The sequence below is a fragment of the Clostridium sp. CM027 genome (assembly GCF_024730565.1).
GTDB lineage: Bacteria > Bacillota > Clostridia > Clostridiales > Clostridiaceae > Clostridium_AD > Clostridium_AD estertheticum_B.
The window spans coordinates 666,594-690,863 of the sequence record NZ_CP077725.1; the positions used below are offsets into that span (position 1 = coordinate 666,594).

Annotated in this window: 29 protein-coding genes and 1 pseudogene; 19 read left to right on the forward strand and 11 right to left on the reverse strand. The window is 29.8% G+C overall.

The features are described from left to right. Positions 1–131: 131 nt before the first annotated feature. Positions 132–314 carry a hypothetical protein gene (locus KTC92_RS03275; RefSeq protein WP_165412806.1) on the reverse strand — a complete coding sequence of 61 codons (183 nt, stop codon included), beginning with the start codon at positions 312–314 and terminating at the stop codon, positions 132–134. 682 nt (positions 315–996) lie between these two features. Continuing rightward, complete coding sequence (locus KTC92_RS03280; protein WP_165412807.1) at positions 997–1,212, reverse strand: YwbE family protein; 216 nt, start codon at positions 1,210–1,212, stop codon at positions 997–999. Between the two features lie 244 nt (positions 1,213–1,456). Here KTC92_RS03280 and KTC92_RS03285 point away from each other — a divergent pair, with 244 nt between their 5' ends. From KTC92_RS03285 to KTC92_RS03295, 3 genes are all read left to right on the forward strand, one after another. After that, entirely contained in the window at positions 1,457–2,086 is a 630-nt protein-coding gene (locus tag KTC92_RS03285) for a hypothetical protein (protein ID WP_216303463.1), read from the forward strand. Between the two features lie 238 nt (positions 2,087–2,324). Beyond that, the gene (locus KTC92_RS03290; protein ID WP_165412809.1) at positions 2,325–2,483 is read left to right on the forward strand and encodes a hypothetical protein; all 159 of its coding nucleotides are present in this window, start codon (positions 2,325–2,327) and stop codon (positions 2,481–2,483) included. 288 nt (positions 2,484–2,771) lie between these two features. Beyond that, the gene (locus tag KTC92_RS03295; RefSeq protein ID WP_216303464.1) at positions 2,772–3,920 is read left to right on the forward strand and encodes an aminotransferase class V-fold PLP-dependent enzyme; all 1,149 of its coding nucleotides are present in this window, start codon (positions 2,772–2,774) and stop codon (positions 3,918–3,920) included. Positions 3,921–3,943: 23 nt separating this feature from the next. Here KTC92_RS03295 and KTC92_RS03300 read toward each other — a convergent pair whose 3' ends face one another. From KTC92_RS03300 to KTC92_RS03310, 3 genes are all read right to left on the reverse strand, one after another. After that, positions 3,944–4,564 carry a DUF4489 domain-containing protein gene (locus KTC92_RS03300; RefSeq protein WP_220286558.1) on the reverse strand — a complete coding sequence of 207 codons (621 nt, stop codon included), beginning with the start codon at positions 4,562–4,564 and terminating at the stop codon, positions 3,944–3,946. A 153-nt stretch (positions 4,565–4,717) separates the two neighbouring features. Next, positions 4,718–5,476: a hypothetical protein gene (locus KTC92_RS03305; RefSeq protein ID WP_216303466.1), complete on the reverse strand. Its 759-nt coding sequence runs from the start codon at positions 5,474–5,476 to the stop codon at positions 4,718–4,720. Positions 5,477–5,713: 237 nt separating this feature from the next. Further along, positions 5,714–6,487, reverse strand: a complete 774-nt coding sequence (locus KTC92_RS03310) for a hypothetical protein (protein ID WP_216303467.1) — start codon at positions 6,485–6,487, stop codon at positions 5,714–5,716. A 242-nt stretch (positions 6,488–6,729) separates the two neighbouring features. Between KTC92_RS03310 and KTC92_RS03315 the strand changes: the two genes are divergently transcribed. From KTC92_RS03315 to KTC92_RS03330, 4 genes are all read left to right on the forward strand, one after another. Beyond that, the gene (locus tag KTC92_RS03315; protein ID WP_220286557.1) at positions 6,730–8,265 is read left to right on the forward strand and encodes a hypothetical protein; all 1,536 of its coding nucleotides are present in this window, start codon (positions 6,730–6,732) and stop codon (positions 8,263–8,265) included. Positions 8,266–8,371: 106 nt separating this feature from the next. Continuing rightward, on the forward strand, positions 8,372–8,644 hold the full coding sequence (locus KTC92_RS03320) for a DUF3343 domain-containing protein (RefSeq protein ID WP_216303469.1): 273 nt from the start codon (positions 8,372–8,374) through the stop codon (positions 8,642–8,644). A 105-nt stretch (positions 8,645–8,749) separates the two neighbouring features. Beyond that, positions 8,750–10,264 carry a YncE family protein gene (locus KTC92_RS03325; protein WP_220286556.1) on the forward strand — a complete coding sequence of 505 codons (1,515 nt, stop codon included), beginning with the start codon at positions 8,750–8,752 and terminating at the stop codon, positions 10,262–10,264. Positions 10,265–10,483: 219 nt separating this feature from the next. Beyond that, complete coding sequence (locus tag KTC92_RS03330; protein WP_220286555.1) at positions 10,484–11,356, forward strand: ATP-binding protein; 873 nt, start codon at positions 10,484–10,486, stop codon at positions 11,354–11,356. A 19-nt stretch (positions 11,357–11,375) separates the two neighbouring features. On the opposite strand, the gene KTC92_RS03335 is transcribed toward KTC92_RS03330, so the two are convergent. Further along, positions 11,376–11,648: a hypothetical protein gene (locus KTC92_RS03335; RefSeq protein ID WP_220286554.1), complete on the reverse strand. Its 273-nt coding sequence runs from the start codon at positions 11,646–11,648 to the stop codon at positions 11,376–11,378. 410 nt (positions 11,649–12,058) lie between these two features. On the opposite strand from KTC92_RS03335, the gene KTC92_RS03340 reads away from it, so the two are divergent. Both KTC92_RS03340 and KTC92_RS03345 read left to right on the forward strand, forming a co-directional pair. Continuing rightward, positions 12,059–13,429 carry a TRAP transporter permease gene (locus KTC92_RS03340; RefSeq protein WP_216303473.1) on the forward strand — a complete coding sequence of 457 codons (1,371 nt, stop codon included), beginning with the start codon at positions 12,059–12,061 and terminating at the stop codon, positions 13,427–13,429. 95 nt (positions 13,430–13,524) lie between these two features. Beyond that, positions 13,525–13,863 carry an arsenate reductase family protein gene (locus tag KTC92_RS03345; RefSeq protein ID WP_220286553.1) on the forward strand — a complete coding sequence of 113 codons (339 nt, stop codon included), beginning with the start codon at positions 13,525–13,527 and terminating at the stop codon, positions 13,861–13,863. A gap of 141 nt (positions 13,864–14,004) precedes the next feature. Here KTC92_RS03345 and KTC92_RS03350 read toward each other — a convergent pair whose 3' ends face one another. Next, the gene (locus KTC92_RS03350; RefSeq protein WP_220286552.1) at positions 14,005–14,559 is read right to left on the reverse strand and encodes a biotin transporter BioY; all 555 of its coding nucleotides are present in this window, start codon (positions 14,557–14,559) and stop codon (positions 14,005–14,007) included. Between the two features lie 151 nt (positions 14,560–14,710). Here KTC92_RS03350 and menA point away from each other — a divergent pair, with 151 nt between their 5' ends. From menA to KTC92_RS03390, 9 genes and pseudogenes are all read left to right on the forward strand, one after another. Further along, positions 14,711–15,661 carry a 1,4-dihydroxy-2-naphthoate polyprenyltransferase gene (gene menA, locus KTC92_RS03355; protein WP_220286551.1) on the forward strand — a complete coding sequence of 317 codons (951 nt, stop codon included), beginning with the start codon at positions 14,711–14,713 and terminating at the stop codon, positions 15,659–15,661. Between the two features lie 240 nt (positions 15,662–15,901). After that, positions 15,902–17,305, forward strand: a complete 1,404-nt coding sequence (gene iscB / locus KTC92_RS03360; protein WP_258280670.1) for an RNA-guided endonuclease IscB — start codon at positions 15,902–15,904, stop codon at positions 17,303–17,305. A gap of 49 nt (positions 17,306–17,354) precedes the next feature. Next, positions 17,355–17,483 (forward strand): transposase, encoded by a 129-nt coding sequence (locus tag KTC92_RS18600; RefSeq protein WP_375294753.1) that lies wholly within the window; start codon positions 17,355–17,357, stop codon positions 17,481–17,483. A gap of 278 nt (positions 17,484–17,761) precedes the next feature. Then, complete coding sequence (locus tag KTC92_RS03370) at positions 17,762–17,887, forward strand: hypothetical protein (RefSeq protein WP_258280671.1); 126 nt, start codon at positions 17,762–17,764, stop codon at positions 17,885–17,887. A gap of 29 nt (positions 17,888–17,916) precedes the next feature. Next, positions 17,917–18,228, forward strand: a complete 312-nt coding sequence (locus tag KTC92_RS03375) for a tyrosine-type recombinase/integrase (protein ID WP_258280756.1) — start codon at positions 17,917–17,919, stop codon at positions 18,226–18,228. Positions 18,229–18,929: 701 nt separating this feature from the next. Further along, positions 18,930–19,064, forward strand: a complete 135-nt coding sequence (locus KTC92_RS03380; RefSeq protein WP_258280672.1) for a hypothetical protein — start codon at positions 18,930–18,932, stop codon at positions 19,062–19,064. Positions 19,065–19,111: 47 nt separating this feature from the next. Next, positions 19,112–19,195 carry a hypothetical protein gene (locus tag KTC92_RS18605; RefSeq protein WP_369811893.1) on the forward strand — a complete coding sequence of 28 codons (84 nt, stop codon included), beginning with the start codon at positions 19,112–19,114 and terminating at the stop codon, positions 19,193–19,195. Positions 19,196–19,279: 84 nt separating this feature from the next. Continuing rightward, a pseudogene (locus KTC92_RS03385) lies at positions 19,280–19,669 on the forward strand (Tn3 family transposase); the annotation flags it as partial. Positions 19,670–19,943: 274 nt separating this feature from the next. After that, positions 19,944–20,039: an MBL fold metallo-hydrolase gene (locus tag KTC92_RS03390; RefSeq protein ID WP_258280757.1), complete on the forward strand. Its 96-nt coding sequence runs from the start codon at positions 19,944–19,946 to the stop codon at positions 20,037–20,039. Between the two features lie 183 nt (positions 20,040–20,222). Here KTC92_RS03390 and KTC92_RS03395 read toward each other — a convergent pair whose 3' ends face one another. From KTC92_RS03395 to KTC92_RS03410, 4 genes are all read right to left on the reverse strand, one after another. Continuing rightward, positions 20,223–20,540: a DUF6618 family protein gene (locus KTC92_RS03395; RefSeq protein WP_220286547.1), complete on the reverse strand. Its 318-nt coding sequence runs from the start codon at positions 20,538–20,540 to the stop codon at positions 20,223–20,225. Between the two features lie 29 nt (positions 20,541–20,569). Next, positions 20,570–21,373, reverse strand: a complete 804-nt coding sequence (locus KTC92_RS03400; protein ID WP_220286546.1) for an ExeA family protein — start codon at positions 21,371–21,373, stop codon at positions 20,570–20,572. Beyond that, positions 21,366–22,622, reverse strand: a complete 1,257-nt coding sequence (locus tag KTC92_RS03405) for a DDE-type integrase/transposase/recombinase (protein WP_220286545.1) — start codon at positions 22,620–22,622, stop codon at positions 21,366–21,368. Before KTC92_RS03405 ends, KTC92_RS03400 begins: the two co-directional genes overlap by 8 nt. A gap of 106 nt (positions 22,623–22,728) precedes the next feature. Next, positions 22,729–23,409, reverse strand: coding sequence for a DUF6431 domain-containing protein (locus tag KTC92_RS03410; RefSeq protein WP_220286544.1), 681 nt, complete (start codon positions 23,407–23,409; stop codon positions 22,729–22,731). Positions 23,410–23,657: 248 nt separating this feature from the next. Here KTC92_RS03410 and KTC92_RS03415 point away from each other — a divergent pair, with 248 nt between their 5' ends. Further along, on the forward strand, positions 23,658–24,008 hold the full coding sequence (locus KTC92_RS03415; RefSeq protein ID WP_258280673.1) for an MBL fold metallo-hydrolase: 351 nt from the start codon (positions 23,658–23,660) through the stop codon (positions 24,006–24,008). Positions 24,009–24,270: the final 262 nt, after the last annotated feature.

Consider the following 24,270-nt stretch of genomic DNA (forward strand, 5'->3'; position numbering starts at 1 on the left):
GATAACCTGAAAATACGTAAGTTTATAATTAATATATACAAAAAACCTGCATCCTTATAGAAATGCAGGTCTTTGTATTTTATTCCAATTCATATGAAGAATTATTCATTACTTTGATATATCACCAAAACCTAAGGCTCTATCTCAATATAAGCTATTGCTTTCTTATTAAACAAATATTTTTTACCCATAGAATTAACTTCATGAGGCCTGGAGTTTTCAAAATTATAAAACCAACTTTTAAACAGATCACATTCAGATTGTTTTAAATCAAATAGTTCCGTATCACCGCTAATAAAAGAAATCGTTAACATTATAAACACTCCTTTTTAATTACATTCTCTCTACTAACACATATTCTCTACTTAAAAGAAATTTCCTCTATTTATAGCACTATTTATTTTAAAATATTCATTAGAGATTAAGAACTTGGGAATACTCCATAATATAACTTTAAAGTAAAAATTTATAAATTGTATTTATATAAAAAAAAGAAACCTACACTAGAACGTCAATAGTGACAGATTTGCTTTTTTGGTGTTAGTCTAAACATTCTAAACATTCATTAATTACATCTTCTGTAATTTCAACTAGTTCGTCTTTTCTCATATAAACACCTCCTTGCTATTCTATGAGAGCACATGAAACAAATATTAATTGCTTTGCTTACTTAGAGTGATTTGAAATACCGCTAAAACAAATTAGGATATGTTATAAGCGTTATCAGTACGTTATTCAACATAATTTTAATGAGGGATTCATTAAGAAATTTCAGAGTGAAAAGGGTAAGAATTTAAGAATTGGAATTTTAAAATTCAGGTCTTCTCTTTTGCTAAGTGTTTTAATGATCCGACTTTGCATGTATTTGCAGATATTCTATTTTTACTAGGTAACTTTATTATTATATATCATTTCGGTTAGAAATGCAAGGGTATGATCTATAATAAAAGTTAAAAGTCAATTTACAATAGTAAATTGACTTTTAACTTTTAGTTTTTATTTTGATATAATGGCTTGGACTCTTCCTACCTGGCCATCTTCTAGCATAACTTTTATACCTCTTGGGTGTACTGCAGAGTTGGTTAACAACCTTTTTACTACACCTCTGGTTAGTTTAGTTGTTCTTTGGTCTTTTTTTAATACAACATCTACTGTAATACCTATTGGTATATTATTTCTTATTTGTCCTCTGTTATCACTTTGTGTATTCATGAGTTTGTAGTCTCCTTCATTAAAATTACTTTAAAGTATATTTTTAATCTAGTAAAAATCGTATTTTTGTAAGCTTTACATACAAATAATACCCTAATTACCTCTTACTTGTCAAAATATATTTCAACCTGTTAATTCTTCAATGATTAGAATATAAATTAAAAGTATAGAAGGGTAGACGAATAAATTTAATTTGTAAGGAAACTATATTGTAGAAAATACTTTTTTAAAAGGAGAAATAGGAATGCTAAAATCGTTACTATTCATACCTGCTAATCTTATAAATCCAATTATATCCTCTGTATCCATTATAATTGGCGCTATTTTAGGCGGCGTTTTTAGTTGGTTCATAAATAAAAATTCTACTAATATTGCAATTGAGAGGGAAAGCAAAATTGAAAAAGCTAATAGAGAGCATCAGAAGCAAAGTAAATCTTTAAGGCTCAGTGAATATGCTGCTATTATTCAATTAGATATATGTACCACTTTATTTCAAAGTTTAAGAATGTTGAAAGAAATTGATGATAAGAATAAAATTAGTATTTATCCTATACCTATGAACTTTAAATATGCTGAAGCTATTGTAGCTTTAGATAAAATTTTCAGTTTAAAAGAAATGAGCTATATTTATCAATTATATGGAATTATAGAAAAATTGAATAATGATATAAAAGGGTATCATTGTGATGAAATACATTATACATTAATAAAAGGAGATTTTGAGACGTTTATTAAAAAGATTTACGGAAACAATTTCTCAAAAGCATTAGCCTTTGATATCGATAAAGCAACCTATGAAAATTTGTATGATAATGAAATTATAAAACCAGGATATAAAAATGTACTTATTAAGTTAAACAGAATTACTTATTAATTGCTATGTATATGAAAATCTAAAAATATTTTACAGACTAAATGGCATTTTAATAAAAAAGTATTGTTATCTTTCAATATTATATTGAATTTTTACAAGAATTGAGATAAACTGATTAGTAGGGAAAACAACAAGTTGAGTTTGAGTGTAGAAAATAAAAATGTAGAGATTATGAATTGAAACATAAATTCTATAGGATCTAACATTCTTTGATTTGATGCCAAAGGAGGAAAAATTTATGTCAAGTAATAATATTGAAATGATGAAAAAACTTATCGAGGAAAAGAAAAAGAAAAGTTCTGAGCAAAGTGGTCTTTCAAGAGCTGATAAAGTAATCGGAAAATCAAAAAAAGCAGCAAGGAGCACTAAAAAAACTGGTGGTTTATTTGATAAATAGGATTATATTATTAATGGGACCTTGTTTCGATAATATATTTATACGATAATACTAAAATTAAATTAGTAATGGTTAAAATAAATGAGCTCTTATTTTTAGAGGCTCATTTTTTATGTTATTATTTTAATACATTAGTTTAAAATCCAATTTGAAATTTACAAATGGAGGAATGTCGTTAAAAATTAGATAGGTAAAAAAATTAACACTTTATTAAGCATACTATTAAGTATATCAAAATATCTATACTATATAAAGAATAAAACGCTATATTCAAAATAGGAGGATTCTATGATATATCTTGATAATGCTGCAACAAGTTTTCCAAAGCCTGTGGCAGTTTATTCCGAAGTGTTAAGATGCATGGAGAATTACGCTGCAAATCCTGGTAGGGGTTCGCATGATATGGCAGTTGAGGCTTCATCTAAAATTATGGATACCAGGCAAGAGATAAGTGAATTCTTCAACATCCCTGATTTATTAAATATTATTTTTACATGTAATGCTACCCAGGCTCTGAATATAGGTATAAAAGGAATATTAAAGTCAGGAGATCATGTTATTAGCTCAATAATTGAACATAACTCAGTTCTTAGACCATTAAATTATCTAAGTGAAAAAGGGATAGCATTTACCCTTCTTGGTGTAAATGAAAATGGATATTTGAATATGAATAATTTAAAAAGAAAAATACGTAGAAACACAAAAGCAATAATAATAAACCATACTTCCAATGTATTAGGAACCGTTCAAGATATAAGAGCTATAGGGGAAATCGCGAAACAATCAGGAATAATATTCGTAGTTGATGCATCTCAAAGTGCTGGTGTTATCCCAATAGATGTAGTACGAGATAATATTGACTTATTAGCTTTTCCGGGTCATAAAGGATTATATGGTCCCCAGGGAACAGGAGGCTTATATATAAGAGAAGGGATTGAGCTGGATTCGTTTATTCAAGGTGGCACTGGAAGTGAGTCCTTTTCTATGAAGCAACCTGACTTTTTACCTGATAGATTTGAAAGTGGAACCTTAAATACGCCAGCAATAGCAGGCCTATGCGCAGGTATAAGGTTTATTAGAAAAGTCGGAATAGAAAATATAAGAAAACATGAGATAATGCTCGTAGAATATTTAGTAAAAGAATTGTGTAAATTATCTTATGTTAAAATTTATGGAGGATGCGATTATAATAACAGAGGAGCTGTAGTTTCTTTGGCTATAGACGATATTGATGTTTCTGAAGTGGGATATTTCTTAAATAAAAAAGGAATAGCTGTGAGAACCGGGTTTCACTGTGCACCACTAATACATGAAATACTTGGCACAAATCGTAAAGGCACAGTTAGAATAAGTCCAGGATATTTTAATGATTTAGAAGATATTGAAAAACTTATTAAAGCTTTAAAGGATATACATGAAAAAAGGCCCTTTTTATAGAGCCTTTTTTATCTGTTATAGTACTAGCAGCAATGACGTTTGTTTTCTGCTACTAAAACTGAAAGTGTTGGATTGTTAAAAGTGATGCTTGCGGGCTTACGATCATCACCGGGTGTGCCCGTAGTAGTTGACTGTACAAAATAGGTGCAGCATTCGGAATCACAATCACAATCACAATCACAATCACAAACGATAAAAGTAACAATATCATGCTTCATTAATTGGAAATCGTCTGAAGGATTTGATAAATCAAATATCCATTCAGGTCCAACTTCGGTTGCAACTCTATCACGTTTACAAAGCTTAAATAGTTGGAATCTAACAGTTACACTTGCCATTTTTTTATCATTACCTTCATCATCTGCTTTTGGTAGTGTAGAAAATATATTGGTTGAAAATTCAAACTTAAAGCATGGATTACAAAATCTTTCAGTATTTATACTAAGAGTAGCAAGTCTTTTAGTAACTTCATCATCAGTTGCTGCTGCCACTGATGCTGCGGTTCCAGGCTTACACTTTAATAAAATTTCAGCTTCATTTTCTCTATCCCTATCTCTGTCTCTTTTACAACATTCCTCATTTTCTCTTTCTCTTTTAAAGCAATCCTCTTTTTCAGATTTACAATGACATGACATTGAATTCATATATTAATTCCTCCTAAATTTTAAGTCGTTATATCTAGTAAAAGAATTCTAAATGTACTGTTTACGAGGTCGGATATCTTAGAATTCTCATATTACAATATATGAGATAGGCCTATAAATGTTCTAATTATTCGTAATTTTTCTAGAATTTACTTACTCATCATCTTCACATTCATCATCAAATAAAGGTCTAAGCTTTTGATCTGGGAAGAATTTTGGAACTGGTGCGCGATCAAATTTTTCACAAGCATCTTCTTCACATTCTTCTTCGCATTGACAAGGTACAGGACAATAACCATATGCAGGAATTAGTAATTGAACAATTAGTTCACATTTTACAATAAGATGGAATCCTAAAGTTATATCTAAAAAACTATGACAGTCATCATCTTTACAAAAAACTCCATCTAAACATTCTGCTACCAATTCAAGTTTTATAATTTCAGAATCAAGATCCTCTGATTTACCAGGCATAAAGCTAGCAGATATTTGGGCTATTGAATCTGGGCAATATAGTTTCGATATAACCTCTGTACGATTAATTTCAAAAAACTCGCATTTAGTCTCTCCATTACAATTTATATAATCTGCATAAAATGAAATTCTAAAGCAAATTAATACTTTCTTGTAACTAGGATTTTTCTTTAGTGGGATTTTCTCTACCGAAATAAGTTTAAGTTGAAAATCCCTACATCCTGTAAATATTTTCGGGTTACAAAGGGAGTCGCTTCTTAATTCTTCATCTGTATCCACCGTATCTTGTCCGCAAGAATAAACTAAACATCTTTTAATTAGGCACTGGTCAAAAACTTTTGGGATTTCAACGCAAACTAGTTCTGATGGATCAGGAAGGTGCCCTTGTTTGTTAATAATACCAGGTCTTGCAATAAACTCTTCACGAGTAATAGCCATAAATTATCCTCCTTTATTATGTTAAGTGATACACTTTTAATTCGTGTTCTCTATATTATAGTATGCAGGTGGTTATAAGTTGTGAATGATATTTTTATTGATTAAAATTTATATATGGAGATTTAGAACTAACCCTGTAAACAATATCAAGCCTCAGTACGTCTACCATTTGTACTGAGGTTTGATTTCAACACTTAAAAAACTTTAGTTGCTTTGTGTTTTTTTATTAGAATTCACTTATTTATCAGCTTCACTTTCATCATCTTCACAGTCATCATCAAATAAAGGTCTAAGTTTTTGATCTGGGAAGAATTTTGGAACTGGTGCGTGATCAAATTTTTCACAAGAATCTTCTTCACATTCCTCTTCGCATTGACAAGGTACAGGACAATAACCATATGCAGGAATTAATAATTGAACAATTAGTTCACATTTTACAATAAGATGGAATCCTAAAGTGATATCTAAAAAACTGTGACAATCATCATCTTTACAAAAAGCTCCATCTAAACATTCTGCAACCAATTCAAGTTTTACAATTTCAGAATCAAGATCCTGAGATGAACCAGACACAAAGTTAGTAGATATTTGCGCTATTGAATCTGGACAATATAATTTTGATATAACTTCTGTACGATTAATTTTGTAAAACTCGCATTTTCTCTCACCGTTACAATTTATAAAATCCGCATAAAATGAAATTACAAAGCAAATTTTTACTTTCTTATAATTAGGATTTTTCTTTAGTGGAATCTTCTCTACTGAAATAAGCTTTAGATCAAAATCCCTACATCCTGTAAATGTTTTTGGATTCTCAAGAATGCCACTTCTTAATTCAGCATCTGTATCTAGCGTATCCGGTCTGCAATCATAAACTAAACATCTTTTAATCAGGCACTGGTCAAAAACTTTTGGAATTTCAACGCAAACCAGCTCTGATGGATCAGGAAGGTGTCCTTGTTTGTTAACAATACCGGGTCTTGCAATAAATTCATCACGAGTAATAGCCATAAATCATCCTCCTTTTATGTCAAGGGATACACTTCTAATGCGTGTTCTCGATATTATAGTATGCAGGTATCCAGGAGGTGTGATTGGTATACTTGTTTAGTAATACAAATAGTTCCTAAGTGTTAATTTTAAATTATCTATTACTATATTATGTAAATACTTTATATATGGCCTTTAATATTAATTTTTAGGTCATATATTACTTTGGAATAAAATATAATTTCTATAAGGAGATGAGTAATATGAGGATATGTAGTCCATGTTTATTTTATGATAGTGAAGATCATATATGGAGCTTCTATGTAAATGATGATAGGAATTTAATGTACAGTATTATGTATGATGAGAATAAATGGACTAAGGAAAACAAAATTGACAATGAAGTTATTGATTTTACCGTTAATTTTGATATAGATAACAAAATTTACATTATATATAGTGTTGGAAATAGCGATCTTAAGTATTGCGAATGGGAACAGAATAAATGGTTTGGAAAAACCATTTATAGTTTTGAAAATGAAGGCTATGAGATGACTGAATTAAATGTTATTACAATTGGTGAACAAATGCATATATTTTTCATTGGTAAAAATAGCATAAAGAGAATCCAATGTTCTTTAATGCATTTGTGCTTAAATAAAAATGAAAGTTTATTTAATACAATAGATACCATACCATTTCTAAAAGAGGTTTTCTGCCATTACCAGGTACAAAATTTAGAAAATGGTGATTTATCCCTAGTATTTATTAAGCATGAAAAAAATGAAATAGTAATTAATTTCACAGAATACAAAAACAATAACTGGAGTATTCCAAGAAGATTATATGGTATTATCGGCAATAGTATTAATTTTTGCACATTATTATATGTAAATAAAATAAATATAATAAATCTGTCTAAAGAGGGATCATTGTATTTTATAGAACATGTATTAATTGAACCTGATGGAAAAATGAAAAGCTATAAAATTCATGAAGGTTGTGATATGCCAACTAATTTATCGCTAGTTGAAATTAGTGGAGTCCTTTGGTCGATATGGAGTGAAGGCAAAAACATTCTAACTTCTTCATATAAAAATCAATGGAGTGAACCCAATAAAGATTACACCCAATTAAACAATGAAATTTCACTGTATAAATTTTTATCTTTAAGTAAAAAGCATAGTAATATACAGTGTAAATATATGATAGGAACTAATCCTCCTGAAATAAATTTATTATTACCTCATTACAAAGATAATGACTCTAGAGATGACTTTCCAAAACTAAATAGTGTAGCTCCTAAAACTAAATTAGATTCTAATGTGAAAAAAAACAAACTAGATATTCAAGAAGAGATTTTAGCTCTAAAAAAAATTAACAAAGATTTAGAAAAAAAACTAATAGATTTACAAATAAAGTATCAGCAAAAACTAAGAATTCTAGCGGAATCAGATAATAATTTCTTTAAGATTTCAAATGCAAAGAAAAAAGCTGAAGAGAAATTAAATATAATAGCTGAAATACAACAGACTTCTATAAAAAAATTAGAAGTAATGAAAATCGAAAAAATATCTACGGACAGAGTAATAAATGAATTAAAGAATAAATCAGAACAACTTACTAATGAATACGAAGGGTTGAAAAAACAGAAGATGTTCAAAGATGTTGTAGTAAATGAATTGAATAATAAATTAGAGCGACTAACTAGTGAAAAAGAAGGTCTGAAACAAGATCTAAAATATGAAAAAAACATAGGAATTGTAGATAGAATTTTTAAAAAAAGACCGGTCAGATAGATATCACATGAAGAAGATATTTTCATATTATGGATTGGTCTACTAGTTTATCTATGATACAAATTAATTTATAAACTTGATTAGCTATAAGGGAGATGTTCAAGCTATGAAGGTAGAAGTAGTAGAAAGTGAATATTTAGTTGTTTACCCAGGTCATAATGTTGCAACACTTTTGTACCAAAGGCTTTTAAAGAAATCTTGCAAGGTTGAATTAGTATCAACCCCAACAAAAATATCCTATGGTTGTAGTCTATCCATCAAATTCAAAGAAGTCTATATGAATATTGTTAGCGATGAAATTCGAAAGATTAATATAAAAGCAAAAGGCGTGTACAGGATCGTTAAAAATGGAAAATTTGATAGCTACGAAAGGGTCTAGTTTATATCCAAAGAAATTATTAGGATTTGGAATTTCCAAATCCTTTATAATTTTAGCATATTTTCTATTGTTAAAGCATATTTTCTATTAAGAAAGATAAAGGGTGTGATTGAAATAGCTGAAAATATTAGAAAAAGTTTTTATTTTGTTTCAAACGTTAAAACTGGAACCTTAACTATAATTGATGGTCTTTGCAATACTATATTAAAAGAAATATCTGTAGGAAAAAGTCCATTTAAATTAGCTCTGAAAGATAACAATACCATTAGTGTTGCTTGTGATGTGAGTAATACCATCTCATTTATTAATTATATTACTGGTGAAATAAAAGAAAATATTATTCCCAATAATGGCAACTTTCAAATTGATACCATAAACAAAAAAATATACGTTTCAAATACCTCTGAAGTCACTATATATGATATAAACTTAGATAAGTTACTAGGTCGCATTAAAGGATTATCAGCAATTATTGATTTAAGGCTTAATAAAGAAGGGTCTAAGCTATATGTATTAGATACATTATTAAAGGAATTAAGAATTTATAGTACAGAAAGTTATAGACTTATACATTCATTTAAAAACCTAGGTATAAATCCAACTTATCTTTTAATATCCGAAGATGATAAAACCGCATACATTTCAATGCGAAATAATATATTAAAAATAGATATTAACTCAGAAAAGGTTACTGATTTAATTTTACCTAAGGGATCATTAATTGCTGGAATGATCTTAAAAGACGCTACCTTATACGCATCAAATTTTGGACTAAACAGAATAGAGTTAATAAATACTAATACTAATGAAGCATATGATTTTATTATTACCTCAAAACCTGAACCTACCAGACTTTCTATAACTGACGACTATACTAAGCTCTTGGTAGCTAATAGAAACCGTGAAAATCATGGCGGGATTGATATAATTGATTTAAAATCTAATTCTGTAATTGGTTCAATTCTGATGAATACACTTAATAGCCAGCCCTATGATGTTATTTCACTGAGACTTCCTTATACATATGTTCCACCAGCTGCAATAACTAATCTACAACCAGGCAATCAGATAATAACCATTATAGCAAAAAAAATATTTGCATCATACAATGAAAATCTTAATTTCCCCATCATAAATATAAATTTACCTAAAAATATAAATTCTTCTTATATTTTTGAAAAAATAAAATTTGAACCTGGTATTATTGTAGAGCATTCCGAAATTAGAAGCCTTTTATCTACAACATCTGGGTTTTCAAGTATTAAATTTATTGGAAGAGTTAATTATATAATTGATTATCTTGAAGACAACAAAAATAACAGTATAAATGGATTTTTTGAAAAACCTATAGAAGTTTTTTTAGATATTCCTAAAGACCGTGAATTAAATGAATTTCAACTCAATATTAAAACAATCACTGAACTTACAGATGCTCCAATAATTCTTCATAATGTTATAAGATTTGGTGTAACTACTTTGATGGAGTTAAATATAATAGGTGACGATGAAATATCTATTATTAATTCGAAAGAAACCCCTGATAATGCGGAAGAGCACTTCGAAGCATTCGATGGTTTTAGCGGCTCAATTTTTCCAGATGACACAGTGTTTACTCTTTAAATAAACATTTCAACATATTTGTTCTGCTTACAAGATGATTTCTGCAATATAAACAGAAGTCATCTTTTTTGGGTTACATCTATATATCATTTATAGTGGTTTGATCAGATGCTTTAAGTTTCTGTTATTATAATAATGTGTATCAGCGTGTATTACTTTCCAAAGACAAACCCTTCTGAATTATGTTATAATATTCTAATGTACAGGAGGGGTGATTTTATGAGTAGCATTGCAGGAGAAGGTTGTGAAATATTAGTTCCATTTAATGATAGAAAACCACTAGCGGAAATAGAACGTAGTCTTATTACAACCTTTAGAAAGCCTATTTGGAGAAAATTCATTAAGGCTATAATAGATTATAATTTAGTTTGCGAGGGTGATAAAATTGCTGTAGCTATCTCGGGCGGTAAGGATAGTCTAATAATGGCTAAATTATTTCAAGAGTTACAACTTCACGGTAAATTTAATTTTGAATTAGAGTATATTGCTATGGATCCTGGTTACCATAAAAATATAAAAGAACTATTAATTGATAATTGTAAACATCTAAATATTCCTGTGAAAATATTTGAATCAAGAGTTTTTGATATAATTGATAGTATAGCTAAGGATTATCCTTGTTACATGTGTGCAAAAATGCGCAGAGGTGCATTATATGCAAAAGCAAAAGAGTTAGGTTGTAATAAACTTGCCCTTGGACATCATTTTAATGACGTAGTCGAAACCACTATGTTAAATGTTCTTTATTCAGGAAATTTTAAGACTATGCTTCCAAAATTAAAAGCACAAAATTTCGAAGGTATGGAATTAATTCGTCCTCTTTATTATATTGAAGAACAATATATTGTGGATTTCACTCAAAACAGTGGTATTTGGCCACTAAATTGTGCATGCATGGTGGCAGCTAAAAAGATAGGCAATAAACGTCATGAAATTAAAGATTTAGTTAAAGAGTTAAAGAAGAATTTTAGCGGTGCTGATAAATCTATTTTTAGAGCCGCACAAAATGTTAATATGGATTCTATCTTAGGTTGGCAAAAAAATGGTGAGAATTATTCGTATTTAGACTTTTATGATGAAAATGAAGATTAAAAAATAGTGCTTATTAGCACTATTTTTCAGTTGGTTTTAATTCTTCTATCATAAACTTATCAAAGTAAATTTCCTCTATAAAATTATTTTCGTCAAAACTAGTTTTATGTCTTTTATTGTATTCATTAATATTAGATTTTAGCCAGTACGGTGTTGAAATATCAAATTTGTAACATAACTCTGAAATGCACGCTTTTAGATTTTCCTGGTAATTATCTTCTAGCTTCGACATTGACACTTCATCCATAATAATTCTATTATCTTTGATTAATTTACCCCAGATTTTTAACATGTTTGCCTCCTTGCTTATCTTTGCATATAGATAACAGCTGTTATCTATTATCCTCTTGGTTTAGAAAACATCAGTTGATTAATTGTCCCATAGAGTCGAATATTTTTTGCTAATCACAAGTTTATCATAAATGAAAGCTAAAGTCATGCAATATGTTATGTCCATAAACATAAATAGTAATACAGTATACTAGCCTATTTATATTTATGTTCCTCAATAATATATTGCAAATTTTTATCTTAATTGAAATAGTAAAAATTGATTATTTTCCTTGAATATTGCATATACTCAATTTAAGATATCTTTAAAAAATAACTAGATAGAGCATTTCGATTCTTAAAATAGTTAATCAAATTAATACACCAATATTTGTATGCATTGAGAATAAAACATAGGAGGGGCAACAACATATGATAAATTTAAGTGTAATTCATTATGCATATATAATCATTATTCTAATAATTACAGTTATAATTACACTTAAAAAAGATGTAATACTTCCATGCATTGTGGGCATTTGCGTAATAGGTTATATTTTTACAGGTGATGTTCTAAGTGCTGTTCAGATTATATATAAGGCCGTAGTAGTGTCGGGTAAAGAATTTATTGAAATAGTTGTAGTTATTGCTTTAGTTAATTCAATGTCTAGTTCATTACATGACCTGGGTGCAGATGAATTAATTATAAAACCTATAAGGAAATTAATGATAAATAAAACATTGTCATTTTTTATTCTAGGAATTACGGTTACTGTAACCTCGTGGTTTATTTGGCCCACACCTGCAATAGTTTTTATAGGTGCTTTAATGGTGCCTGCAGCAATAGAATCTGGATTGCCACCTGTATGGGCCGCAGTTGTTTTATGTTTATTCGGAAATGGAGTTGCTTTATCAAGCGATTTTGTTCTTCAAGCAGCACCATCAATAACCGCTAAGACTGCAAACTTGCCTAATGCATTAGGAATTATTAAAGAATGTCTTCCCTTTTGGGGTATAATGAGTATAGTTACTATAATTTTAGCATTTATACTTATGAAAAAAGATAAAATCTCTAAAATTATGGTTGATGCAACAATAATTGAAACTAGAAAATTAATACAAAATCATTCAATAGGAATAAAAATAATGGCAATTGTTACCCCTTTATCATTTATAATAGATATCATATTCATTAAAAAATTCAACTTCATAGGTTCAGACTCTACAGCTCTAATAGGTGGTACAGCAGCAATAATAATGATTATTTCATCTATAATACATACTGATTTTAGAACGTCATTAGGAGAGGTTACTAAATATATTAAAAGCGGTTTTACTTTTGGTATAAACATATTTGCACCAATTATAATTATTGGTGCGTTCTTTTTTCTAGGAAGTGAAAGTACCGCAGTTGATATATTGGGTAATGGAGCTAGCGGCCTTCTAAGTGATATAGGAATATATGCTGCAAGCAAGATACCATTATCTAAATACTCAGTTATAGGTATCCAAACAGCAGTAAGTACTCTTCTTGGACTTAGCGGTTCAGGTTTCGCAGGTCTACCGCTCGTAGGCACTTTAGCTAACACCTTTTCAAATACTATTAATATAGACAAGGAAAAGGTTGCGGCATTTGGTCAAATAATTACAATATGGATAGGTGGAGGAACTATAATCCCTTGGAGTGTAGTTGCTGCAGCAGGAATATGTAAGGTTGAACCCTTTGACGTAGCTAGAAAAAATGTTATTCCTGTTATTTGTGGAATAGTTGCTACCGTGCTACTAGCTATGATAATATTATAGTCTAACGACATTTCAGAAGTCTTTGCCGCGGCACCGCAGGTGATGATTTAACCATTTAAAAAATAGAATAATATATTTTAAGGAGAATTTCAAAGATGAATATTCAATGTTTTGGAAGAAAAAAGTGTTTTGACACACAAAAAACTGAACGATATTTTAAGGAAAGAAATATAAAATATCAATTTATAGATTTTAATATTAAAGGACTAAGTAAGGGTGAATTACAAAGTGTGAAACATTCTGTAGGATTAAACAATTTAATTAACACGAAAGCAAAGGATTATAAAAAATCAAATTTACAGCAAATTAGAGGTGAGGAGACCAAAGAAGAAATTTTATTGAAAAATCCTCAACTTTTTAATACCCCTATAGTACGTAATGGAAAGGAAGCCACTGTGGGCTATGTACCAGAGATATGGACAACCTGGGAATAAGGGATATTCAATTAAATAATAAGTCAGTATATTAACAGCTTTGACTTGTTATTTATTTTCATGCCCCTAAATAATATTAAATATGTATTTTAGAAGATATCATTAGATTATCTCCTAAAATACTACAATAACTTATGAATATTAATTTGAATTCGAATGTTTTGATAATCTAGGGATTAATTGTTTAGCTATGATTATAGCTATAATTGCCTTTATAATATCTCCAGGTATAAATGGTATGCAAGCGTATTTAAGAGCTGCATAAAAATTTATATTTTTCCCTAAATAATTCGTAAAAATAAAATAAAAGTAGGGTATCCCCATAAGATACATTACGGAACTTCCTAAAATAACAGAACATATTATTGTAGAAAGAGATTTATTTTTCTCTGTAATCTTGCCAATTACATATGCTACAACAATAAAAGATATTAAAAATCCAAAGGTAGGACTTACTACAGAAGTTAATCCTCCTGTTCCGCCAGAAAAAACAGGTAATCCAATTAACCCCAAAATAAGGTATGTGATTTGAGATAGTGCACCTAACTTGGCACCTAATATAAGTCCAGATAAAAGAACAAAAAAAGATTGTAGCGTTATAGGAACTGGACCTAGAGGTATAGAAATAAAGCCTCCTACTGCCGTTAATGCAGTAAATAATGCAGTAATTATTAAATCTCGTGTAGATAATTTCAAAATAAATTCCTCCCTAAAAAATTATAAATATGATGTCTGAAACATTGTAAACCCAATTAAATTTATGGTTTACAATGATAATATCATGGATTATTTTGAAAGTCAAACAAACTATAGCTAAGAATTTATTATTTAACAGGAGGGTTTAAAATTGTATTTAATTAGTTTTCTTGAATTTATTGAAATTAAAACAAAATTGGCCAGTATGATACCATTTATATTGGGAACACTTTATTCTTTATACCGATATAAAAGCTTTAATTTGAAAAATTTTATTATTATGGGTATCTCACTATTAACATTCGATATGGCTACAACCGCAATTAACAATTATATTGATTACAAAAAAGATTTAAAGTGTAACAGACATAATCATGAAAATAAAAATGGAATCATAAGATATAACATCAAAGAATCCACAGCTGTAGCTATAATTTTTACCTTACTTGCAATAGCAATTTTCTTTGGGATTCTATTAACTTTAAACACTAATGTAGTTGTGCTCTTAATTGGAATTATTTCATTTTTAGCAGGTATATTCTATACATATGGGCCTATTCCAATTTCACGTATGCCACTAGGTGAAGTATTTTCTGGAGTATTTATGGGATTTATAATTCTATTTTTAGCTTGTTACATTCATATATCTGATAGAAATATAATTTCTATAATGTATGTTAGTAATATGTTAAACATCAGCATAAATCTAGTAGAATTGTTTTATATCTTTTTGATCTCCACCCCAACAATCAATGGCATAGCAAATATAATGCTTGCTAATAACATTTGCGATCTTGAAGAGGATATAACAAATAAGAGATACACGTTGCCTTACTATTTAGGTAAGGGGAATGCACTTACCTTATTTAAGACCCTATATTATATTGCATACCTAGATATTATAATTTTAGTTATATTGAAAATTTCACCAGTTTCATCATTGCTGGTAATTTTAACTATAATACCATTGAATAAAAATATAAAATTATTTCACCAAAACCCTATTAAAAGTGAAACCTTCATTTTATCCGTGAAAAATTTTGCATTAATGAACATGACTCACATCATATTAGTATTAATAGCGCTTATATTTAATTGGTAGGTGTCAACTACCAACTACCCTAAAGGGTAGTGGCTTGTAGGAGTAAACAAGTCGGTTGAATAGCCTAAGACTTAACAGACTACGTTATGTGAGAATATATAGGTACTTCAAGATACTTCTCTAGTCTTGAACACTACGGTCTAATTTTAAACATCTCTGATGGTAGGAGAAGTGAGTTAGATATTCAAAACCTTGCATAACATTGGCGAAGAGAACCAACTCTGAAAGGAGGTAGACTTTATGATAGTCTACGTATTAAACAAAATAGGAAAAGCATTAATGCCTACTACACCTAGAAAATCTAGGTTATTGCTAAAACAAAAGAAAGCAAAAGTTGTAACAATTAAGCCATTCACAATTCAATTAATTTTTGGTAGTAGTGGATACAAGCAGGATATTACATTAGGAATTGATAGTGGATATAACAATGTTGGATTTTCTGCTGTAACTGAAAAGAAAGAATTAATTGTAGGTGAATTAACATTACTACAAGGTATGAAAGAAAGATTATTAGAAAAGTCAAGATATAGAAAAATAAGACGTTCAAGATTAAGGCATAGAAAAACTAGATGGAGCAATAGGACAAAATCAAAACCAAAAGGGTGGTTAGCACCTAGTTTACAACACAAATTAGATTCTCATATTAAGTTTATTGATAGTTTATATAAGATATTGCCAATAACTAAATGTATTATAGAAGTTGCGAGCTTTGACATTCAAAAAATGAAGAATGACAATATTAGTGGAGTAGAATACCAACAGGGAGATATGATGGCATTTTGGAATACTAGAGAATATGTACTTCATAGAGATAATCACAAATGTCAAAATCCTAACTGTAAGAACAAAGGCAAAGAACAAATATTAGAAGTACATCATATTAAATTTAAAAGTCATGGTGGAACAGATTCTCCTAGTAATTTAATAACTTTATGTAACAAGTGCCACACTTCTCCTAACCATAAAAAAGGAAAATTCTTATACGATTGGTGTATGGAAGGTAAGAAAGTTAGAGGATTTAAAGATGCTACCTTTATGAGTATGATTAGATGGTATTTAGTCAATAAGTTAAAAGAAAACCATAGTAATATTGAGACAACTTATGGCTATATAACAAAAAATCATAGGATTGAAAACAAAATAGAAAAAACTCATTATAATGATGCTTTTGCTATAGTTAAAGGTATTAACCAAGTTAGAAATTCAAAGATATTTGAGGTTAAACAAGTAAGAAGAAATAATAGAAGTTTAGAAAAATTTTATGATTCTAAATATATTGATATACGAACTGGAGAAAAAGTAAGTGGTGGAGATTTAAACAACGGCAGAAGAACTAGAAATAAAAATTTAAATTCTGAAAATTTACATCAATATAGGGGTAAGAAGCTATCAAAAGGACAGAGAAGAATAAGAAAGGTTAAATATTTCTATCAACCTAATGATTTAGTTAATTATGAAGGAAAAATTTATAGTGTTAAAGGGACTCAAAATGGTGGAGCATATATAAGATTAAACGAAATTAAGAAAGTTCCTAGAGTTGATTTATTAACGCCTTATAAGTTTATGAAAGGATTTGTGTATGGATTATACATCAAGGAATCACAGCAAATACTTGATAATGGTGCATTTAATATTTGTTTGTAAGTATCGCATGCAATTGTTAATTAAATATGGCAATCAAATCAAGCAAATATTGAATGATATTGCCGAAGAAAAACATTTTTGGAATGAGCGTATACTTTGGGGAGATGGTTATTTTGCTTGTAGTATCGGAAATGTAAACAAGGAAATTATTGAAAAATATATTCAAAGTCAAGGATAGTGAGGGCTTACATCCACTACCCTAAAGGGGTAGTGCTCGCAAAGCGTAAATTTACAACGTTAAGCCAGTTATTTACAATTTGATACTATTATTTTAATGTTCTGACTTAGAATTAATATGTAATAGTTCTAACTCAAAAAAATATATAATATCAATATAAAGCATTGATATAGCTAGGGTTTGATCGCTAAATGATAAAGCTCTTATTTTTTTGCTCAAAACCAGTTAGTTAAAGTATAATTATAGTATTGATAACACTAACTAAGCGAGGGATAAAAATGGCAAATGATAAAATGAAAAAAGGAAGCAAAACAGTAGATCCAATAAAAAGTAAAAGAGAAATTCAGGCAGTAAAAAATTATCTGTTTGGGAAAAATTTAAAGATTATACTATATTTGTTGTAGGTATAAATTCAGCTCTAAGGGTAAGTGATATTGTAAAATTAAAATGGGAGGATGTTTTTTATGAAATTGGAGAACTAAAAAAAGAAATTAGGCCAATTGAAAAAAAGACAAGCAAACAAAAAGTTTTTCCTATAAATGAATCTATGAAAAAAGCTCTTTTGGGGTATTTTGAGCATATAGATAAGCCATCTGATGATGAGTATATTTTTAAATCAAGACAAGGAGGCAATAGCCCTTTAAGTGTAAAAATGGCCTGGAGGATATTCAATGACATACAGGATAATGTAAAGCTAAGTACTCATATAGGGACCCATAGTATGAGAAGTGCGACTTGTTTCTAAGTGAAAAGCTTAGACTAATTAGTTGATTGAATTCAAAAATTAGAACTGTTATAACAAAAAGTAGAATGAAAGGGTAACGCCTTGAAATGCTTTCTCTAAGTCTCCGACTAGCGTGGTGGTGAGTAAACACCTAAATGTTAGAAGCTCGGTGAAGTTGGCTGAGAGTACACCGTAAGTAGAAGAAATACCATGCCTACACGAATAGCGAACCAGAGGTGGTCGAGTGTATGATAGGCCGGGAGTCTATAAAATATTTATGGTTAGGATGTTCATAAGAACTGACGAAATTGGGAATGTACGGGTCTTTATGCTGAATACTTAAAAATGAGTATAACACATATGTGTTTGTGAGTGTGGACAAGTAAGATTTTCTTATATGAAAATCCATATAATGTTACAGGCATTATCAAGCTTACAAGACTTATACCAATGACCTAAGGATATATGTAAAGATAGTAATAACGGAACAAGGGAAGCTTGGAATACGGAGGGTTTATTCCCCATGAAGTAGTGATAAGGAAAACGCACGTATAACTTATCTTAATCCAAGTGAAAGTGGTGGCATAAAGCTACAATGGATTCTGTAACGGTCTCCTAGCAATAGCCACTAGACAAATTGTTATTTGAAAATTAAATACTGAATAATTCAAGGTTCTGGTGAGACTAAGAGAAATGAAATACCGTAAGGGGTAGTAATTGACTTGAAGGAAAACTTTAAATTAGAGAAAAGACAGAAACTAAGAAATAATGAATATTATAATATGCAAGACGTATTTGACAATCTGTATAAAGACTCTAAGGAAGGCAAAAGATTTACTAATCTAGTAGTAAACTAGGATTCGCAGTTCAGCTCTGTATAATTAGATTTGCAGGGTGGACCTTGATGGATTTTGAAAATATACCTTATGAAATAATATTGTATATTGCAGAACAATTAAAAATCAGTACTTTTGAATTTCAATCATAAAAGCGACAGCCCACAAGATATGAACATTTAGAAGAAATATTAAAACTATATGGATATAAGAGATTTAAAACTAAAGACAGAGTAACTATTTTTATCCTTGATTATTAATCAGACGAAGATTTCAGAAGAAAAATCCAGATAGGATTGAATAAAGGTGAAGCAATGAATGCACTGGCTAGAGCCATATTTTTTGGTAAATATGGAATGCTTCATGAAAAAGATATTCAAGGACAGTTACAGAGAGCTACTGCTTTAAGTATAATTATAAACTCCATAACTCTTTAGAATACCATGTACTTACCTAAAGCAGTTGAGAAACTTAAGGAAAAAGAAGGAGTTGACAAATCTCTTCTAAGACACGTTTCTCCACTTGGATGGGAACATATTAATTTTATTGGTCAGTATAACTTTGACAATAATTCTGATTACAATTTAATAGATAATATGAGACCTTTGAGGGATATATTACAATAATTTATAAAAATTAGAATTATATTTACCGTAATGATATACTAACAAATAGGTCGTATATGTAAAATATTTAAAAAAAGGAGGAAATGAAATGGCTGAACTAATAACGTTACCATTATTGTTTGAAATGGGTGAAATGAAATTTTATATTTAATCAGTTGTAATTAAAAACAATGATGATTTAATTTTAATTGACACAGGTTATCCTATGTTTTTGTCAGTAATAGAAAAAGCTTTTGAGCAAAATAGGTTGGATATCAGAAATCTTTAACAAGTTATTTTAACTCACCACGACCATGACCATATGGGAGCAGTAAAGGAACTTGTAAAAAAATATCCTTCTGTAAAGGTGAAGTGTTCCGCAGAGTGTTAAACGGCAAATTATAACTAATTGAAACGTCATTTTATTTCTATTATTAATATGTGATTTACGTCAGATTATACCTATAAAATCACTTTATCAATAAGAAAAAATCACTTTATTAATATAATTTCTCTTAGCCGGCAGGCCACTTTTATATAAAAAATGAGTAGCAATAATAGCTACCCAAACATGTTAGGTTAAATCAATATATTCAGCGACAGCTTGTAATGCGTGAGCCACAGTTATGGCATCTACTTTATTCATAATCTCACGTAAGCGTTCAGAGTTCCAAAATAAATCATTTAAGGTAGAAAGATGACAGCCTACATCATAATCAGGAATACAAGCAAAATTACCATAACTTGTTTTGCCTATAACTACAATAAATCTACTTCTACTTTCAATCTTAAGCTCGTAATGACTGCCAAATTTAGTTAATTTAGTTATCATCCCAGACCAGTTTTCTGTTTTTTTGCCCGTTTTCATTGTACACTTAAATTTAATTGGCATAGACAATCCTCCTAAAAAATAATTTACGGTTAACGAAGCGATATTTCATTGGCTGCAGCCATTATTGTGTCCGTGTCAATTATTGTTTTTTCGTGCTGCGCACCTATTATTAAAGACTTTGTTAATATCATATTTAGACGTCTTATAGAACCAGCGCAGCTGCTATATGCAGCTAAAATGGCATTATCATCAATTATTTCAGAAGAAGCACCTGCCAATGAGAGTCTAGAATGAATGTATTCTATAGCCTCAGTCTCTGAAAGTCCTTCAAAATCATAATTTATTATGATCCTTTGCTTTAATGCTTCATGTATCTGTTTTTCTAAGATGTTATTAAGTATAGGGTGGCCTATTAAAACCAGTGAAAAACAATCCTTTGAGTCCATAGAAAAATTCATGAGTAGTTTTAATTCCTTTAATATGTCGTTACTCAAATACTGTGCTTCATCCCATACAAGTATGTAATGAAGACGTTTGTCACTGCTCATGCTTTCCATATAATCTTTTATACTTTTAAACATATCTGATTTACGAGAGGAAGGTTCAAGTCCTAAGGAGATACAAAACTGACGATAAAACTCAGTAGTAGTTACGGTAGTAAGGCAAAGATAAATAACCTTTGCTAAATTCGGATTGACTTTCTTCGCGAAACATCTAAGAGCAAAAGTTTTTCCAGACCCAGCCGAAGCCGTAAATAATCCAATGCCTCTAGTTTCATTAATATAATCAAGTCTTGATATCATTTCTTTTAAATCCCTTGATATATATGCATCTTTTTCTTTAATGCCTTTTTCAAAAGGGTTTAAGCTCATACCATAAAACTGCTTAAACATATTTAACACCATCCTTTGAATAGTCTATATTAAGTGGGTTTTTACGTTTAGTTTTACCATTTTCAACCTTGTTTGTTTTTCTAATGCTATATTTAATCTTCTCATAATAGATATAACCACTGTCCAGGTCATCAGGTAGATACCGCACTTCAACCTTCTGTTTTATAAATTGCATAGGTACATCATAAGAGGTTTTATCAATGCTTATAGTTGCATCATTATTTACTCTGCGTTGTACGCGATTCATAAAACAATTATCTAGCCATTCACTGTTAGATGCTACTTTCACATGAGCTAAATCGCTCTTATATCTATCAATAGGGCGCTGATTTGTAGAAGAATGAATAGTTATGTTATGCTTATTAATATAGGTGAATAATTCATCATTTAGCTCCGCTAAGGAGGAAATGGATTCTACATCTAAAGCATTTAGCCATCTACTTTTTAATGTCCTGAAATTTCTTTCTACCTTTCCTTTTGATGCTCCATCTCTTACCATTGTGTGGAGCTCTACTATTCCAAGAGAGCCGCATATAAGGCTTAATTGTTCATTTCTGTACGGAGAACCATTATCCAAGTAGATCTTATTGGGAATTCCATACCTAGCTACAGCCTCTTTAAGTACTTTCTGAAAGTTATAAGAATTATCATTGTAAAAGAATCTACCGCCTACTATTAGCCTAGACTTATCATCTATTAGCATAATTACGTACGTCCGCTTACGCTCACCATTTTCAGTTATAAATGGACCGTAACACGTGTCTCCTTGATACATACCAGTTGCAAACTCTTCTTCAAAAGCTTTTCTATCTTTCATGTTGATACATCTAGCAGATTTAAGGTCCTTGTTTTTTATAAACCGCTGAACTGTCGAAATTGATACATCATTTTCTTTAATAAAGCCATCTTCGATGAGTTTATAATATATAAGCGTAGCATTAATTCTAGGGAAGTTGTTTTTTAAAGTGTATATCTGCTCTATGGCTACATCACTTAGCTTTCTGGTTTGACCTATATCGCTACGCGTCTTCGGAAGAAGGGCATCAAAACCAAATCTATTATACTCTGATTCCCAATTAGAAAGCGTCCCCGGGCTATACAAAACTGAATTACCGTTAGGTAATTTTACAGGGTTAATAGAAACACGTCTATAATAAGCAATTTTAGATTGCTCAGTAAAAGTATTATTTATAGCATCTATTAGTGCTAATCTAATAGATGCTATTTCGATTATTTCTTTGTTATTCATTTATCATCACCTCTAGAAAAATGGTATCACATGGGCATTCCAATGACCATTATCGTATTAAGTGGTATGGATAAATTAAAATGAAGAAAATATGGTTATAGTTAAATTATGACGTTCCTTGAAAAAACGATAAACCATTTTGCTTGAAAAATTGTATTATAAAGTTCTCAATTTCATCAAAAGAGCTATTTATGATATGCTGTATAAAACTTAAATTTGAAATAAGCTTTTCCTCTAAAAGGCCAAGCCATAGCTGTTTATGTTCTTTAAACTTCTTTAAAATTCGATAGAATGTAGATATAGCAATTCCATAATGCTCACACATACCTTCCACGGAGCGATATTTATGTACAAGATAGTCATGGATGAGGGATACAGTGAATTTAAAACTAAATGACATATACGGCACAATTACCGAAGGTAGGAGGGCATGGGTATGTCCACAGGATGAACAAATATATCTGAGAATGGTGATCGTATTATCTTGAGCAGTATTATTCCCATAGGTCACAAGATGACGTTTGTAAGAATCAAATGAGGATAATGCATGTTTAGCGCCACAAAATGGACATACTAAAGTCGCTGTATTGACCGTGCTTACATATTTATCAAAGGCAGCTATCTCATTTTTAAAAGAAATTTGATTAAAACACTTGTATAATTGTGAAAATAGTCTTATCATAATAATAGTTTTATAAGAGTTTTTAACTCTTATTTTAAAGGGAGAACGTTGCTTTGGATGGCGGGGGTTCTCCCTTTTCCTTTCTCTAGTTTTAATAATAAGCATAAATTAAGCTCCTGATGATGTCAAGTCATTAGGAGCTTTTGTCATAGAAATAATGTGATTATTAAAAAAGCAATTAATCGCTAGATAATTATTAGTGTTATAGTTATAATTTGACTTAGGAATGCAGTTCCATAAAGCTATATTTTGACGCACTACACGCAGAGCAAATCCCATATGTTTTAGGAAAAAAGAAATCACTTCGATTAGAACAGGCAGAAAAATTGGAGGCAGACGCTGGGTTTATACAAATGATAAAAAGTGTAGAGTATTTGGATTCTGCTTTAGCAGTTACAGATAATGAAATTATATGTAATGGAGTAAAGGTTATTGAAACATCAGGGCATATGCCAGGACATATTTCTATTTATATTGAATCAATGAAAACCTTAATAAGTGGAGACATGTTAATTTCAGAAGGTGGTATATTAGGTATTGCGGATGAACAATTTGTGTTAGATAAAGGGGCAGAAATAAATTCACTAAAGAAAATTGTCAATTTGGATATTGAAAAAATTATATGTTTCCATGGTGGAGAGTATAAAAGCAATAATTTAAAAGAAGATTTAAAAAAAATTATTGCAAAGGGGTATAATGTCTAAGCAATAAATTTCAAGTTGTAGAGTTGATGTAACATAATTTTAGATTCAGTTCTGTCGTATATTTCTTTTAGTGTGACTCAAATCCTACCTTTTTCATTTTTAAGAAATATGTTTAAAATATATTTTAGAGTAATTAAAATACCGATATATTCAAAGAATTCTTTGAATATATCGGTATTTTGGTAATACATGTCTTAACGTATAAAATCCGCGTTTTGCGGTTACTACCCCTATTAGAAAAATATATAAAGGAAAAATTGAA

Excerpts from the sequence above, each read along its gene's own strand:
- KTC92_RS03275 (WP_165412806.1), bottom strand. The coding sequence starts at position 314 with ATGTTAACGATTTCTTTTATTAGCGGTGATACGGAACTATTTGATTTA.
- KTC92_RS03280 (WP_165412807.1), bottom strand. The coding sequence starts at position 1,212 with ATGAATACACAAAGTGATAACAGAGGACAAATAAGAAATAATATACCA.
- KTC92_RS03285 (WP_216303463.1), top strand. The coding sequence starts at position 1,457 with ATGCTAAAATCGTTACTATTCATACCTGCTAATCTTATAAATCCAATT.
- KTC92_RS03290 (WP_165412809.1), top strand. The coding sequence starts at position 2,325 with ATGTCAAGTAATAATATTGAAATGATGAAAAAACTTATCGAGGAAAAG.
- KTC92_RS03295 (WP_216303464.1), top strand. The coding sequence starts at position 2,772 with ATGATATATCTTGATAATGCTGCAACAAGTTTTCCAAAGCCTGTGGCA.
- KTC92_RS03300 (WP_220286558.1), bottom strand. The coding sequence starts at position 4,564 with ATGAATTCAATGTCATGTCATTGTAAATCTGAAAAAGAGGATTGCTTT.
- KTC92_RS03305 (WP_216303466.1), bottom strand. The coding sequence starts at position 5,476 with ATGGCTATTACTCGTGAAGAGTTTATTGCAAGACCTGGTATTATTAAC.
- KTC92_RS03310 (WP_216303467.1), bottom strand. The coding sequence starts at position 6,487 with ATGGCTATTACTCGTGATGAATTTATTGCAAGACCCGGTATTGTTAAC.
- KTC92_RS03315 (WP_220286557.1), top strand. The coding sequence starts at position 6,730 with ATGAGGATATGTAGTCCATGTTTATTTTATGATAGTGAAGATCATATA.
- KTC92_RS03320 (WP_216303469.1), top strand. The coding sequence starts at position 8,372 with ATGAAGGTAGAAGTAGTAGAAAGTGAATATTTAGTTGTTTACCCAGGT.
- KTC92_RS03330 (WP_220286555.1), top strand. The coding sequence starts at position 10,484 with ATGAGTAGCATTGCAGGAGAAGGTTGTGAAATATTAGTTCCATTTAAT.
- KTC92_RS03335 (WP_220286554.1), bottom strand. The coding sequence starts at position 11,648 with ATGTTAAAAATCTGGGGTAAATTAATCAAAGATAATAGAATTATTATG.
- KTC92_RS03340 (WP_216303473.1), top strand. The coding sequence starts at position 12,059 with ATGATAAATTTAAGTGTAATTCATTATGCATATATAATCATTATTCTA.
- KTC92_RS03345 (WP_220286553.1), top strand. The coding sequence starts at position 13,525 with ATGAATATTCAATGTTTTGGAAGAAAAAAGTGTTTTGACACACAAAAA.
- iscB (WP_258280670.1), top strand. The coding sequence starts at position 15,902 with ATGATAGTCTACGTATTAAACAAAATAGGAAAAGCATTAATGCCTACT.
- KTC92_RS03370 (WP_258280671.1), top strand. The coding sequence starts at position 17,762 with ATGGCAAATGATAAAATGAAAAAAGGAAGCAAAACAGTAGATCCAATA.
- KTC92_RS18605 (WP_369811893.1), top strand. The coding sequence starts at position 19,112 with ATGGATTTTGAAAATATACCTTATGAAATAATATTGTATATTGCAGAA.
- KTC92_RS03395 (WP_220286547.1), bottom strand. The coding sequence starts at position 20,540 with ATGCCAATTAAATTTAAGTGTACAATGAAAACGGGCAAAAAAACAGAA.
- KTC92_RS03400 (WP_220286546.1), bottom strand. The coding sequence starts at position 21,373 with ATGTTTAAGCAGTTTTATGGTATGAGCTTAAACCCTTTTGAAAAAGGC.
- KTC92_RS03405 (WP_220286545.1), bottom strand. The coding sequence starts at position 22,622 with ATGAATAACAAAGAAATAATCGAAATAGCATCTATTAGATTAGCACTA.
- KTC92_RS03410 (WP_220286544.1), bottom strand. The coding sequence starts at position 23,409 with ATGCTTATTATTAAAACTAGAGAAAGGAAAAGGGAGAACCCCCGCCAT.
- KTC92_RS03415 (WP_258280673.1), top strand. The coding sequence starts at position 23,658 with ATGATAAAAAGTGTAGAGTATTTGGATTCTGCTTTAGCAGTTACAGAT.